We start from the raw sequence: 14833 nt of genomic DNA, 5'->3' as shown, positions 1-14833 counted from the left end.
CAGCGAGCTGTCGGCAGATGCCCTGGTCAGGACGATTCCGGACCGCTGGGTATCGCCGCGAGGAAGCGGCGGACTTCACGGCGGGTGCGCAACCGGATCAGATCGCCCACGGCGTGTTCGGCGATCAAGCGCTCGACCCGGGGGCGCATCGTGTGCCGGTAGCGAAGGATGTACCTGACGAAACCCAAGGTGATGCGGCCGCGCCGGTGACGGGAATGCACGTCGTCACCGCGGTGCTGGTACCGGCGTTGCATGATCCCCCACAGGCAGACCAGTGGGTGAATATCGAGGAAGATCACTGCCTCAGCTTTGCCGAGCCGGATCTGCATCGTCGAAGCGTAGTTGCCATCGATGATCCACTCGTCCTCGGCGACGAGCTCGCGCCGCCGCTGGGCGAACGACTCAGGGTCGAGAGCATTCCAGTGCTCATCCCAGTACTCCATGTCCAGGAGGACGACGGGCAGGCCAAGCCGTTGCCCGAGCTGGCTGGCCACCTCGGATTTCCCGCTGCCCCCGCACCCGCAGACCATGATCGTGCGCATAGTTCCCCTAGTACTGCAACGGCACTCAGAGTGGGTGTCCGCGTTGTCGGTAGTGGCAGTGGCGGGCTTGGTGTTGGCGTCGTCGGCGCCAGCGTGACCAGGACCAGACGTGCTTGGCGGGGTGTGGTGTCCGGGTGATGAGGTTGATCAACAGTCGGCGGAGCTCTGCTAAGGTGTAGTCGATCATACCCGGTTCTCGGGCGTTGAATTTGCTTGTGTGGCCTGGGTTTTCGCCACGGCTAGCCACGCGAGGGCGAGCAGCGACAGGGTGGTGTGGGCGTACCAGGCTCGCCAGGAGCGTGCTTGGTAGTGGTCGAGCCCGGCCTCGTTCTTGGCCTGTTGGAAGCACTCCTCGACATGCCAGCGAGATCCGGCGGTCCAGGCGAGATCGAGCAGTCGGGATCGGCGGGGTCCGTAGGCGACGTAGTAGGCGATCTCGCTGGGATTGCTCGTCGAGCGCCGCGCCAGCAGCCAGCGTCCCCGCCCGGGCGGCCAATCGGCGCCGAGCGGGATGCGGGCCCAGTCATAGATGCGCGGGCCGTGGGCACCGGCGCCGACCGACAGTCGTCGCCACGATTGCTCGGACAGCCCGGCGATGAGCTCGTCGGCCCGGCTCGTGTCACTGGAGAGGGTGGTCAGGGTGTCGTTGCGTTTGGTGGCCAGCACGTAGGCCGCGTCCTGGGCTTCGAGCCAGTCCCGCAGGTAGTGGGCCTGCCCGTAGGCCTCATCGGCGGTGACCCACGAGAACGGCACCCCGGCTTCGAACGCCCGAGCCAGCATCGCTTGGGCCTGCGCAGGTTTGGTGGCAAAGTCGACCTCGTCGGGCACCCCGGCCGCTCGGCAGCGGTCCCGATCATCGGTCCAGCTGGTCGGTAAATACAGCTCCCGGTCGATCAGCGCGTGCCCAGCCGAGGACGCATACGCCAGGAAGGTCCCGATCTGGCAGTTTTCCGTGCGACCGGCCGTGCCGGAGTACTGGCGCTGCACCCCGGCCGAGCGAGTCCCCTTCTTCAAAAACCCGGTCTCATCGACGATCAACACACCCTCGCGGTCACCGAGGTGCTCGATGACGTAGTCACGCACGTCGTCGCGGACCCCGGCGATGTCCCAGTCCGCCCGCCGCAGCAGCCGCTGCATCCCATCCGGACTGACCTCACCGGCCTGCTCAGCGATCGTCCACCCGTTCTTGCGTTCCAAGCCCGCGACCAGGCCCGACACGTATTCACGCACCCGCGCACGTGGCTCTGAACGCACGAACCGCCCAGCGATTCGCTCGTGCACCCGCTCCAGCTCCGCCGCCACCAGCTCCACAACCACGCCCACCATGATCCACTACGGCTCAGGCGAGTGCCGTTGCAGTATTAGGTGCTCGGTACAACGATGAGAGATCCAAAACTCCACGCTGGGGCGATCTACGAAGCCATCCTTGTCAGGGTCGTTCGCTACCCTACTCGCCACGGAGGAATCCCAAATAATCCAGCGAGGAGCGAGGTCGATATATGACCAGGAGACCGGACCAACATGTAATTGGCGAGCAAGCCGCAGCCGCAGTGCGACTAATTTGGAACGAACAGGGTGCCTCTGTCGACGAGATTTGTAAGGATTATGGCGAGGACCTTCTCGTCAAGACCTGCATCCGCGGACGCGTGGACCCCCGGCCGATCTGGGTTCAAGTTAAGGGCACAAAACGGAACTGCATAAACGAGAGCCAGAAGCTCCCTAGCGTAAAGATCACACTGCGCCAGCTGATTCGATGGTCTCGCTTTGACGACATGGTCATCGTTGTACTCTGGGACGTCGCAAACAAGACTGGCTGGTACGCTATTCCAGGCGATATGGACCTCAACCCAACCGAACTACAACAAGATGGCAAGAAGAACATTTACCTCGACTTCTCGCGAGACCACCAGTTCAATGCCGAGACGGCAGATGAGCTTGCTTGGACGGCAAGACTTCATGCCGCTGGAAAGTTGCTCGACTCACGGAGAAACGAACTCTCACCGGATGAAGCATCCATAAAACCGGAGAAGCAACTGCAAGATGAACTTGTCTTGCAGATTTTCGATATCATGCATGACCTGGGATTCGTGGACGTCGACGACGCAGGCGTCGCCCATTTCGATAACGAATTTCGCAAAAAACTACAGCACTGCATGACTCGAAACATTAGCCAAGAATCGAATATTACGCCTAGCGTAGCACTGGACACTGGGATCATGACAGCAATCCTTCATTGCAGTCCAGTGCCAAACTCGACAATGATCCCACTTAATTTGCTCTACTATATAGCCTTCTTGATCAAATCGATGACATTTAAAGATCAACCCGACGCGTGGAACGGTTTCTTGACATCTGATATCAACGACCTACGCGATCGCCTTTCACAAGCGCCCTCTGATCCGTAGGCGCCGAGACATCACTGCAGAAGCGTGCTCGATTCGAGACGCAACTATCAACACCGTTGTCAGCGTGTGCGATTCATACCCCGCATGAAGCGAGAGATCACCCTGTGGCCACTCCCGGCGAAGTGTATATCCTTCACAACTGCGAGAAGAAAGGTTCGCCAGTCAAGATCGGATGGACCAGTGGGCGCGCCGAGGACCGCGCAGCAAAACTCAGCGGCACCAGTGTCACCGAACCCTTCGTAGTCTTGTACTCCACGCGCGTACCGGATGCTCGCCGCGTCGAGCGCCGCCTGCACGCCAGGTTCGCCGAGTACCGAATCGGCAGAAAAGAATTCTTTCGCGTATCACCCAAGCATGCCATCCAAGCCTTACTGGAGGAATCCGGCATCGTTCCGGTTGAACCCGAACGAACCCCGGAGATTTTCGATCTGACCGCCGCCGTCACCAAGCAGTACGGCTCACTCCTCAAGCACGATCTAACCCGAGCAGAACTTCACCACGATGGCACGTCGACCACTCTGGTGTGCGCCTTCGGTCGAGACGACCGCGACAAGGTGATCTCGCGCCGAGACGTAGACTTTCTCGCCACCGAGAACGAAGAGCCCCTGTTTACTGCGACACGACATTCCTGGGAAGCTGGCCGGACCTTCCTTGCTCTTAGGCCACTCGACATCGCTGAATTCACAACTCTGTTGTCAGAAGATGGCGGATGGCTGATCAGAGACCTGCACTACCGCGCAGAGCTCGATGACAAGGCAATCAGAACGGAACTCAACGAGAAATTCCACCGGATCTCAGACGCCAATACTGGTGACGTCGAGGCAGACCTGCGCGTTCGCCATCAGATCCCGGCGACCCATCTCGACCTAGTCCGAGTTGTTGAACACGGCGACCGATTTCTTTTAACCCTCACCGAAGCAGGCGACTTCTATGGAATCTATGATGTTCGCGTTTCGGAAGACGAAGATCCTGAGCGGGACCACTCCAAGCCAAGATCCCACGCCGTCCTGACGAGCGAGCCGATCGAGAATATTGACGGCTTCGAGTCCGTCGACATCGGCTACAGGGAAACCGACCGGTGGGGTCCAGCACATGATGGGCCGCGAATCACTGTTACCGCGAAAACCGGCCAAGGAATACCCTTCGAGCAAGAATTCTTCTTTCTCCCGTGAGTCTTTCGGCAGCAGTCAGCCGCACAGCCCCGCCCCTGAGTGCTTGCGGTAGAACGCTACCGGGTCGGTTGGCCGGCCATTGATGTCGATCTGGAAGTGCAGGTGTGGCCCGGTGGATTCACCCCGGTTGCCGACCTCAGCGATCTGCTGACCCGTATGAACCTGCTGGCCTGATTGGACGAGGTTTCGGCTGTTGTGCCCATAGGTAGTGATCACGCCGTTCGCGTGCTGGATGCGGATCCAGAGCCCATAGCCGGTGGCTGGTCCGGAATCGATGACGGTGCCGCCTACGGCGGCGACGATCGCTGTCCCGATGGGTGCGGCAATGTCCTGCCCGCGGTGGTACTGGCCGCCGCGAGGGCCAAAGCCCGAGGTGCAGGCGCCTTGAGCAGGAACAGCCCAACCCCCGGTCGGTGAGCCCGTGCAGGCGGCGCCATGGACAGCCCCGGCGAGCTGGCGTGCCGCGAGCTCGTGACGTCCGTAGGCATTGGGGAATCCGGATCGTTGGACCAATTGTGCAGCGTCGTTGACGCTCATCTGTTCCCAGCCGGGCACTGCCAACAGGTGCCGGTAGAACTGTGTCGTGCTGTAGGTCGGGTTCCTGATCTGTTCCGGGCTGCCCCAGCCTTGTGATGGGCGTTGTTGAAACAGTCCGAGACTGTCACGGTCGCCGTAGTCGAGGTTGCGCAGCCCGGATTCCTGGATCGCGGTGGCTAGAGCAACAACCCAGCCTTCCTCGGGGACGCCCATCTGCCTGCCGACGGCGACTATCGTGGCGGCGTTGCCGATCTGCTCACGCCCGTAGCCATTCGCACCATCAGGCCCAGAGCCGACCGGAGTGCACGTCAGCGAGCCGCCGCTTCCGCCAGCGAACAGCGAGGCGATGGAGCCGGCCGCAGCGGCGATCACAACCACGAAGAGGGACGCACAAATTCCTGCGGCGATGCCCATTTTGGCGAGCATGATGAACGGATCACCTCTTCGGGTTCCAGGTCAGCTCGTTGTGGTGCCAGGGCGGCATCGGCGCCGGTGCACTCAAGCGCGTAACAGGGCCGAGATCGGTGCCGCTGCTATCCATGGGGCTGGTCGGTGTGTCCAGATAGGGCCAGGCCGAGAGAAGGCTGATCAGCCGATAGCGGCCAGCGTCGTTGTGGTTCAGGGGAAGCCATACTTGGTGGGCGGGGCTGCCGGCTGTGCGGAGGTGTTCGACGGAGGTGGTCGCGATCGGCAGCTTTTCCCGTCGCAGATGAGTGCGCAGGTGTTCGGCGAGGTGTCGTCGCGCATGCGCCTCTCGGGCTGTGGTGGCGAAGACCGCGAGCAATGGGGTGACGATGTGGGTCGTGGTGGCGAGGCTGGTGTAGCCGGGCAGTTTTGCCACGAACCGGCTGAGTTGGTAGCTACCCGTGTCCCATTCGAGGAACCATTCGATCTCCCGGCCGCCCTCGTGCCAGCTGCCGTAGCCATCGGGACGTACGTGATCTCCGAAGTGCCGACTACAGCGAGCTTCAGACCACCACTCGGTCACGGCCTGGTACTGGGTCGTGTCAGCGAGCGCTTCGGACAGCAAAGCTGTGAAGAAGCTGTTGACGCCCATGAGGTGGGCCAGCCGCAAGCTGTAGGCGATGCCAACTGAGCGTTCGGGGCGGAACTTCAGGTCCTTGGGGTCGATGCCGTCTTCATGGGCCAGTAGGTGGGCACCCGTGGTGTCGAGGACGTAGTACATGGGGGCTCGGCCGCGGCCGATGTAGGGCTGGAAGCGGTCCAGAACCCGCCAGGTGTAGAGCTTGTGCAAGCGGTGGTTGGCCGCACGGCGAGATTTACCGAACGCGATTGCCGCGATCTGTGGGGAGGTCAGCACCCGGTGCTCGGCCAGGACCCGGGCCAGCCAGCGGTCGCGGGCGGTGAGATGGGCTGCGACTTGGGCTTGATGCTCAGCGGAGGCTGCGTAGCGCAGGCTCGGCCGTTGTGGCATCGGGGCGCGCAGGTCGCGTTGCTGGTGATGTGTGAACACGATCGTTCCTCCTAGGGCGTGACCGGGGCACAAGGAAGGGCGGTCCTCCACGTTGAGGAGGACCGCCCTGGGACTTGACTTGAGAGGTCAGGCCGTGCGGCGTGCGCGGCGCGGGTCTGTGCCGGTGGTTCCTGGCTGGTCGCCGGTGTCCTCGGCTCGTGACTCCAATGGGCGGGTGTGGGCCGCGGCGGCTTTGCGGACGACCTTGGAGCGGCCGGGAATGGCCGGCGGGAGTGGTTGGGTGGTCACCGTGAACGGCTGGGTCTCCTCGCCGCCCACGACCAGGCGGGCGGCGGCGTGGTAGACGCCGAGGTGCGCGAGGTCGTGCTCCGACACCCGCGGTGCGGTGTGGCGGGCGAGTTCGCGAGCGTCCTCGGGGGAGGCGGTGAAGAACACCTTGCTACGGGCGTTGGTGGAGATGCCTTCCTTGAGATCCTTGGGAAGCTGCCCCAAGTGCTGGTGGGCCAGCGTCATGCTCAACCGGTAACCGCGGGCCTCAGCGAGCATGTCCTCCATCGCATACGGCAGGTTCAGAAAGTTGTGCGCCTCGTCGACATACAGTCCGGCGTCGTGGCGTTCGCGCTGTGCCAGTGCGGCGCGGGCGGTGGTGGCTTGCCACACCCGCGCCACGATCAGCGACCCCAGCAGTCGCGTGGTGTCCTCCCCGAGGCTGCCCTTGGGAATGCGCACCAAGCACAGACCACCATCCAACGCTTCGCTCAGATCCACTGTGGAGGGACCAGCGGCGACAGCCTTGACCACGAACGACCGCAACAAGAACGCACGAAGCTTGTTCAGCAGCGGCGCGACAGCTTGAGCGCGAGCCGCATCCGAGAGTTGGTCGTACCAGTCCCAGAACCCCCGCAGGGTCGGGTCGTCGGACACCCGATCCCGGTGCCGAGCCCGCGTCGCCGGGTCGGTGAGCAGTTGCGGCAAGGTGGCCAGCGTGGGGGTGTCCGAGGCAGCCCGTAGGGTCAGGCACCCGGCGCGGAGGATGTCCTCGGTGCGTGGCCCCCAGGCCGAGGCGAACACCCGGGAGAACACCGATACCAAGTTGTCGACTGCGGATTCCTTCGGCCCTTCCAGCGGGTTCAGACACGGAGTCGGTCCGCGGGAGTCGGCGTCGAAGAGCACCACCTTGTCGGCGGCGTGTTCGGGAAGCCGCTGCAAAAGGTCGGTGATCAGGTCGCCCTTGGGGTCGATGACCACCGCCCCGCGCCCGTACTCGGCGTCGGCGAGGATCATCCTCGCCAGCATCGTCGACTTGCCCGACCCGGTGGCGCCGAGGACGTGCAGGTGGTGCCGCGCGTCGGAGACCTGAAGACCGACCGGGCGGGCGTGGCCGGTGTCGGACACCCCAACCGGGCGGATCAGCTCGCCCTCGGTCGGCGTGTTCGGCGGGGGCGGCACCGCCCGCGCCCCGGCGCGGGCCAAGCCCGGTAGCGCCTCATCGGTCGGCAAGTGGGCGACGGCTGCCAGCTCGGGCACCGACAGCAGGTCACCCCGCCGCAGCCGACGCCGCGCCAAGCTGCTCACGGGGTTGCGCAACCGTCGACGGCGGTAGTGGTTGTGCTCGGTGAACCCGGAAAACGCGCTCGCGATGGCGTGGGCGCGGCCCCGCACCTGTTCACGCACCCGCGCTACCTGATCGCTGGGTGTGTCGATCGGCACCGTTGTGGCCACCGCGTACCGGATCAGCGTGTCCCATTGCGCCCCGCGCTGTTTGCCGACGATGGCGCGGTTTTGAGCCTGGAACTCCAACGACGTCTGCGGGTCCAGCTTCGGCTGGCCACCCGACGGCTTCGTGCCCGATGGTCCCGGCGTCAGCAGGTCAAGCAACCGGCCTACCAAGTGCGTTGACCGCCCGGCATTGAGATGGCGGGCGGCTCGCCGAGCCTGCTTGACCCGACGACCGGTGACCGGGCGAGTCAGGACCTGCACGCACGCTGTGTCGTACACACCGAGCCCCACGGGAGCGCCCAGCAGGGCTCGGATCGGGTCGGCGTCGAAGTCGGTGCGTATCGGCAATGCTTCCGAGCGCGCCAGGCGCAGCGTGCCGCCGGTGGCCAGTTGCCGGCGCCCCTCGGCCGGTGCCGCGGGCACCGGCGGGTCGGCCGCGTCGGTGCGGGTATGTGCTCCGGGCCAGGCGGCTTCGATGGCACGCTCCACCATGCCCGGGGGCACCGCGCCCGGCACCCACAGCCGGAGCTGCACTCCGTCGTGTCCGAAGACGTACTCCCAGGACAGATGCGGTTGTCCGGTGGTCAGGCGTTGCACCATCGGCCGGACGAGCCCGACCAGGTTCGACCACACCGCCTCGGCACCGTCGCAATCGACTGTGGGAGGCGCCAGGATGGTGATCACCCGGGACCGCTCGTGCAGCGCATCCTGGCAGCGCAGGAACCACCACCGCCGCAGCAGCCCCAGCCCGGTCGCCACGAGCACGACCGCGGGGACCGCGATCAGCCCCCAGGTCTGCAGCCACGACCACACCTGGTCCAGCACAGCCTGAATCGCTCCCCACGGATCGGTCAGTAACCTCCCCAGTGGACTGTCTATGATGGACGGATTTGCGAAATCCATGCGAGGAAATCTCCTTCCTGCCAGGAGAGAAGACGCGATACTCGGTGTGATCACGCGGCACGCTCGTCGGTCTCCGGGACAATGCGTCCGCGAGCCGATGGGGCACTGGTGATCGGACGAACTGCCGCGTCTCCGCGAGTGCGGCGGTGTGCATCGACTTCGGCCTGCCACTCCGAGAACCGGCGCCCGGCCAGCTTCTTCAGGAAGTGCGGGATGTTGTTCGCGGGAACGCCGACCAGGTGGGGGCCGAGTACCGCGAGCAGGTCCGAGGCTTCCTGGGAAGACCAGCCCGCCTCGGCGATGGCGTCTTCGTCGGGGAAGACATCGGCCACTCGATCCACCTCAGGGTTCAGCAGCGCGTCCTGTGTTCCGCCGTAGCTGTAGACCCACAGGAAGTTGTCGGGCGGGTCCGGTTCCACCGCATCTTTGAAGAGCCGGACTTCCTTGGTGTAGGCGTAGAAATTGGTGTCCGGACGCGCCCGCATGATGCGCAGCCAGGACTCCAGATAGGGCGAACTGAAGAAGTCGCCTGAGTCGTGGATTCTGATCCAGCTACCGCGGAATTTCGGTGCGGCCAGCTCGGCGAGCATGGCCTGTTCCCATCCGGGCAGGTCGTCGAGCACGAACCGCAGGTTCGATTCGTGCTTAGCCCGCACCGCGGGCCAGGTGTAGGTGCCGTGGCGGGCGTAGCAGACGTGGCGGCAAATCCCTGCGCTGGGGCAGGTGTTGTAGGTGCGGCCATCGGGCAGGCGTCCGGCCCAGGCGGGCAGGGACCAGTTGTGCACGCCGATGGCGCGCATTTCCCGGTTCTGAGTCAGCAACCGACGCGGGCGCCCGGCAGAGGAAGTCTCTGACGGGCCGTGGGCAGATGAAGACATGCGTGTCCTCCGTGGAAATAAGGACAATTCAAGAAACTTATTTACGATCCACAGTGGACCGTCAGATGACGAAGGGGCATTCGCGCGCTTACGCTGGATCGTCGTCGCAGCGAGGCTGAGGCGTGCCGTCGGACTGGAATCGGTCGGAACGTCGGTGCTGGCGGCGTCGGCGGTAGCCGTCGAGGTCGACGACCTTGGTGTGGGCGCCGTCGGCGTCGACGGTGACGAGCTGGGCGTACTCGACGTCCCGCCGGCGACGGACGTACCGCACGCACGCGTGGACTCGTGCACGTAGGCCGAAGACGACCGCAGCTCCGATGAGGTACCCAGCGATCACGATCACCGCGCAGGCAACCCAGATCACGGCCATCAATCCGGCCGCCAGCGCGAAGACAGGGAGGAAGTCGTGGACGAGGATGTCCAGGAACGAGCCGAAGGTGTCCTGGTCGACTACTGTGGTGGCAAGCTGTGAAGGCACGGAAGATTCCTCCTAGCCTCAGTCGAGAAGAAGGTCTTGTGAGCTGCCGATATCGGCGAGTTCGCCTGCCTCGTCGGAAGATTCGGACAACGAGGCCAGTTCGGCAGGGTCCGTTGTGATGAGTTCGTGCTCGCCGTCGGAGGCGATGGCCTGCAGGGCGACCCGCTGAGTCCCCGTCGACAGCAAACCCTGGCCTGTACCTGCTGACAGCAGGAACTGCCGTTCGCCTTCCGACAGCGCGAAGGTGCGGACAATGTCGTCGATGGCTTGAGGTGCCTGGCGCAGCAGGATCTGGGTGGCGGCGTTGGCGATAACGGCCTTGCCGAGATCCGTGCCGAGGACATCGCCGACGTCCTGGGTAGCCACGGTGAGCCCGGCCCAGTGTTTGCGGGCGGATTTGGCCATGCGCCACAGGAATTCGGCCCCGGCCTGCTGCTGCATAAGCAGCCAGGCTTCGTCGACCACGCACAGCCTTGGCCGACGGACGGCGGGGTTGGACACCCGGCGCCACACCGCGTCCAAGGTGAGCAGGGTGCCGACGGGTTTGAGTTCGTCGGGCAGGTTCCGAAGCGAGAACACCAGCAAGTGGCCCTCCGGCGGCGCAGTCGTGGGGCCGTCGAACAGACCGCGGAAGGCGCCGTCGGTAAACGGCTGCAACCGAGCGGCCAGTTCGCCCGCAGTGTCACCGCCGAGGCGGGCGAGAACGGTGCGCAGGTCGGACAGCAGCGGTGCGGGCCGCGTCCAGGTACGGGCGTCGTCGGTGATCCCAGCCTGCTGGTACGTGGCGGTGACCGCCTGGTCCAGCACCGCCCGCTCGTCCGCAGACAACGGCTGACCAAACAGGACTGACAACAATGTGTGGACGAACAGACTGCGGCGGGTAACCGCATCGGCGGGTGCGGAGCGGCGCCCATCCGGACGGACATGGATCGGCAGATCCAGCGGATTGAGGTGAATGCCCTCAGCACCCAGCGGGAAATAGGTCCCGCCGACCGCGCCGGCCAGGCGAGCGTACTCGTCCTCGGGATCGATAATGGCGATCTCCACGTCCCGGTACAGGCTGCGGAGCGCTTCGAGCTTGACCAGGTACGACTTGCCCGCTCCGGAGCGGCCGAGGATGACCGAGTTGTAGTTTTCGCAGGCGAACCGGTCCCAGTGCACCAGTCCCTGGGAGCCGAGGTTCCAGCCGTAGAGCACCCCGGCCGCGGTCGACGCGGAGGTGACATCCGGCGGCGGCAGGTCCGGGCTGGTGAACGGGAACGCCGCGCTCAACGCCGCCGTATCGAAGGTACGGGTCATGCCGATCTGGTCCAGGCCCATCGGCAACGCCGTGATCCACCCCTGAAGGCTGCGGTAGGTGGTGGGCTTGGCGTCCATGAGCAGCGATGCGGTCAACGCGCGCAGTGCGCCGATCTCCTCGACCAACTCGTCCTCGGAGGCGGCGTGCACAGTCAGGTACAGCCCCAGGCGGAACAGGCGGCCTTCGCCGCGGGCGAGCCGGTCGGAGAGGTCGTAGGCGTCCTCGGTGGCCGCCTCCACCTCGGGGTCCTGCAACCGGCCGTGGGCGGCGGAGTGCCGTCGGCCGGATTCGAGCTTGCCGAGCTGCTTGCGCAACCGGTCGGCCGCGATGCGCGGGTCGATCGGTTCGATGTGCAGCGACACGTCCAACCGGCCCGGATAGGTCAGAAGGGGCTGCAGCCACCCGGGGTGTACTTCGCGCGGGTAACCGGTGACCGCGAAGGAGCCTACCCAGTCCTGGCCGATCTGCAGGTGCCGCGGGTGCACCTCGATCGCATCCGGCGCGAACGCGCTCGCCGCCGCGGGTTGCTCGCGACGCTTCTTGGTGGTGATCACGAGAAATCCTCCTCGGTATCGAGGTCCCAGTCCGAGCCGATGGGAGTGGTGATGACCTCGCCCGCGCCGGCCATCTCCGCCGAGGGCGGCAGTGGACTGTCCGGATTGGTGGCGGTGGACAGCACGGCGGTGGCCTGGGCGGCGTCCAGCGGGGTCACGCTGATGCCCGCGGGCGAGAGCAGTTCGGTGGCCTCGCTCATCCGCCGCAGCAGCCGGGAGGCCGCCGCCCGGCGCGCTCCGTCCGACGGCTGCTCCCCGCCGCTGCGGGGGCGGCCGAAGCGGCGGCGCCGGGTCAACGAGTCCTGGCCGGTGGTGCGCACCGGTTCGCGGACGACCAACAGGATCTGACGGCGCAGAAGGTCGGCCTGCGCTCCGAGTTGGGCCAGGTAGTCGGCGTGATCCAGCGCCGCGGACTCCAGCGCCGGGTGCGGCAACCCCGCCGCACGCTCGCGCAGCTCCGCGATCTGGCCGGACAGGTCCAGCCGCTGGGCGCGGACGAGGATCTGCACGCTCGCGCCGAGGCTGTGCAGGTACCGGCCGAACGCTGCGGTCAATGCTTCCTGCTCGGCCGGGGTGCGCAGCGCGAAGTTCACCGTCGAACACGCGGCCACCAGTGCCACGCCGTCGTCGCCGAGATCGACGATGCCGGCTTCGGCGACCCCGTGGGCGGGCAGGTCGAGCCCGCCTGCGGCGACGGCTTCGTGTCCGTGGGCCACCCCGGACAGCCACTCCGGCACTTCGGCGGGCTGCTGGCCGGACGCGACCCGGCGCCGCGGTTGGAGCCGCTGCCGCAGCGCGGCCAGCAGCAGGCGGTCCAGGGTCACGCCGTCGCGGCGGACCATGACCAACGAGGTCGCCGCGACCCCGATAGGGACCGCGATGGCGACGTAGGCGATCACCGGGATCACGGCGCGGGTGGCTTGCCAGCCGCCGTAGAGCACCAGGCCGGTCACCGCCATCACCGCGACCTGACGGGCGGTGAAGCCTGCCAGAATGCGGTCTTCCCGATCGACGTCGGCGGGAATCCGGACGCTCACCTGTGGTCACCTCCGTTCTTGCGCGTGGTGGGCCGAGGCGGGTGGAGTTTCGGGAGGTTCAGCGGCAACTCCTGCTGACGCGGCCCCGGCCGCTGCGGCAGAGGCGGGGGTGCCTGGGGCTGACTGCGGGGTGGCTTCCGCGTGCGCTGCACGTTCAGCGGGAGCTGGTACTGCCCGTCCCGGCCCACCCGGGGCTTGTTCTCCGGCCACTCGCCATCGGCGGGCAGCTTCGTCTGTCGCCCCCGCGTTGCTGGCCGGGTCGGTTTCGGCGGCTCCGGGGGTGGCGCGGGTCGCCGCACACGCCGCGCCTCGATCGGCAGCCGGTATTGCCCATCGCGGCCGACTCGTGGTTTGTTCTCCGGCCATTCCCCGTCGAGCGGGAATTTCATCTGCCGGCCACGCGGTCCCGTCGAGGACTTCCGATCCGGGGGAGACTCCGGAGCCGACTTCGGCTTGGGTTGCCGTTGCACATTCAGCGGGAGCTGGTATTGCCCGTCCCGGCCGAGCCGGGGCTTGTTCTCCGGCCACTCGCCATCCAACGGAAGCTCCAACTGTTTACCCTGCTGGGCTGGACGCGAACGTGAGGACGATTGCGGCGTCGGTCGCCGTTGGGTCGGTTTCCGCACTCTCGTGACGTTCAGCGGCAACATGTACTGCCCGTTGGAAGTGGCCCGCGTTGTGGAGTATGGATCCGGCGACTCGGCCGATTTCTGACCGCCACGGGAACGGGTACTCTTCCCGCCGCCGCCACCTCCCACCCCCCTGAGGAGACCGAAGGTCTTGTAGACGATGAACCCTCGGACGAGACTGCCGACCAGAGAACGGCCTCCGCCGCCGCGCAGAGATCCGAGAATCCAGAAAGGAATCTTGATGAGGACGTAGCACAAGGCGAGTGCGACCAGAAACTGAATCACAGCACTTCCCCCTTGTCGTTAATCGAACAGAGTGATGCCGCCGGGCCAAAAGAAGAGCTTGATTGCCGCAACCAAGGCGAGCGATTGACCAACTTGAATAGCCATCACCCCGGCGAACGCTTTCCACCACCAGAACGCGATACCTTCGGTTTGCGGAAGCGCGTGACACATGAGCAAGATCGGGGCGCCCGCGAGCAATATGATGGTCAGCGTGATGCGGACGATGTAGGTCAGCAGAACCGCAACGAGCATGACGATCAGCGCCAGCGCGATAAAGATGACGAACAGCCCGCCCCCGTCGAGATCATGCATCAAGGTGTCGCGCATGGCGCGCCCAGCAGTTTCCGGATTTACCCCATCACCGAGTATTGCTTGGGAGAGCGCGTTGCCGATTTCGATCACTTTGCCGCCGAAAAAAAGCGACAGGTTGGACGCGAGGAACCCGACAATCACCCGGGGCAGGATTTCCTTGATCGAGTGCCGGGTCTGTAATGTCTCGTGGGCCATAACGATGATGCCGGCCACCAGAACGAGCACCACGTAGACCGTTATGACGATCTGCTGCGAGTTGCCCCATATTTCTCCCATAACCGGAAGTTGGTCCAACTGCGGCGTGACCAGCAGCGACTTCGCGAGCAGATCGAGCAGGCTGTTCAAACCAGGCGTGACCAAATCGCGGAAGAATGACTCGATGGCATCTGACACGCAGGCCGGAATGTCCGTGATCCCGCACGACGACTCCGGGGCCGGAGCTTGATTTGGGGTCGATTGATTTCCCGGCGGCTGGTTCGCCGGAGGCAGCGGAAGGGGCAGCGGAATGCAGCTCGACCCCTGGCACGGCGGGGGCGGGGCCACGGGGCCGGGTACGAACGGAAGAGGTACCGGCGGGGCTGGCTGCGCGCTCGCCACACCGGTGAGGGCAAGCCCCGCGGCGACGAGCGTGAACAGGGCAGCCACCG

At 65.3% G+C, this 14833-nt stretch carries 11 protein-coding genes and 1 pseudogene; 2 read left to right on the top strand and 10 right to left on the bottom strand.

Features of this window, described 5'->3' with window-relative positions; all coding sequences use genetic code 11:
* Positions 1-26: 26 nt before the first annotated feature.
* On the bottom strand, positions 27-542 hold the full coding sequence (locus V1457_RS16550) for a DNA topology modulation protein FlaR (RefSeq protein ID WP_338595439.1): 516 nt from the start codon (positions 540-542) through the stop codon (positions 27-29).
* 198 nt (positions 543-740) lie between these two features.
* Positions 741-1859 (bottom strand): annotated as a pseudogene (locus tag V1457_RS16545) (IS701 family transposase); the annotation flags it as partial.
* A gap of 182 nt (positions 1860-2041) precedes the next feature.
* Between V1457_RS16545 and V1457_RS16540 the strand changes: the two are divergent.
* Together V1457_RS16540 and V1457_RS16535 are read left to right on the top strand one after the other, a co-directional pair.
* Positions 2042-2947, top strand: a complete 906-nt coding sequence (locus V1457_RS16540; RefSeq protein ID WP_338595434.1) for a DUF4365 domain-containing protein — start codon at positions 2042-2044, stop codon at positions 2945-2947.
* 104 nt (positions 2948-3051) lie between these two features.
* On the top strand, positions 3052-4119 hold the full coding sequence (locus V1457_RS16535; protein WP_338595432.1) for a GIY-YIG nuclease family protein: 1068 nt from the start codon (positions 3052-3054) through the stop codon (positions 4117-4119).
* Between the two features lie 15 nt (positions 4120-4134).
* Here V1457_RS16535 and V1457_RS16530 read toward each other — a convergent pair whose 3' ends face one another.
* The 8 genes from V1457_RS16530 to V1457_RS16495 form a co-directional block, all read right to left on the bottom strand.
* Positions 4135-5082: a M23 family metallopeptidase gene (locus tag V1457_RS16530; protein ID WP_338595430.1), complete on the bottom strand. Its 948-nt coding sequence runs from the start codon at positions 5080-5082 to the stop codon at positions 4135-4137.
* Positions 5083-5092: 10 nt separating this feature from the next.
* The gene (locus V1457_RS16525) at positions 5093-6130 is read right to left on the bottom strand and encodes a replication-relaxation family protein (protein WP_338595429.1); all 1038 of its coding nucleotides are present in this window, start codon (positions 6128-6130) and stop codon (positions 5093-5095) included.
* A gap of 87 nt (positions 6131-6217) precedes the next feature.
* A complete protein-coding gene (locus V1457_RS16520; protein ID WP_338595427.1) occupies positions 6218-8713 on the bottom strand; it encodes a type IV secretion system DNA-binding domain-containing protein in 2496 nt (831 codons plus the stop codon).
* 50 nt (positions 8714-8763) lie between these two features.
* A complete protein-coding gene (locus V1457_RS16515; RefSeq protein ID WP_338595426.1) occupies positions 8764-9591 on the bottom strand; it encodes a GP88 family protein in 828 nt (275 codons plus the stop codon).
* A gap of 88 nt (positions 9592-9679) precedes the next feature.
* On the bottom strand, positions 9680-10069 hold the full coding sequence (locus tag V1457_RS16510) for a hypothetical protein (protein WP_338595425.1): 390 nt from the start codon (positions 10067-10069) through the stop codon (positions 9680-9682).
* 18 nt (positions 10070-10087) lie between these two features.
* Positions 10088-11923 (bottom strand): helicase HerA domain-containing protein, encoded by a 1836-nt coding sequence (locus tag V1457_RS16505; protein WP_338595423.1) that lies wholly within the window; start codon positions 11921-11923, stop codon positions 10088-10090.
* Positions 11920-12960 carry a PrgI family protein gene (locus V1457_RS16500; protein ID WP_338595421.1) on the bottom strand — a complete coding sequence of 347 codons (1041 nt, stop codon included), beginning with the start codon at positions 12958-12960 and terminating at the stop codon, positions 11920-11922. Before V1457_RS16500 ends, V1457_RS16505 begins: the two co-directional genes overlap by 4 nt.
* Before the next feature lie 932 nt (positions 12961-13892).
* Positions 13893-14831, bottom strand: a complete 939-nt coding sequence (locus tag V1457_RS16495) for a hypothetical protein (protein ID WP_338595419.1) — start codon at positions 14829-14831, stop codon at positions 13893-13895.
* Positions 14832-14833 lie beyond the last annotated feature (2 nt).

The organism is Saccharopolyspora sp. SCSIO 74807, from assembly GCF_037023755.1.
GTDB lineage: Bacteria > Actinomycetota > Actinomycetes > Mycobacteriales > Pseudonocardiaceae > Saccharopolyspora_C > Saccharopolyspora_C galaxeae.
Note: the sequence above shows the minus strand (reverse complement) of the source record. Positions and strands in the feature narration are given on the sequence as shown.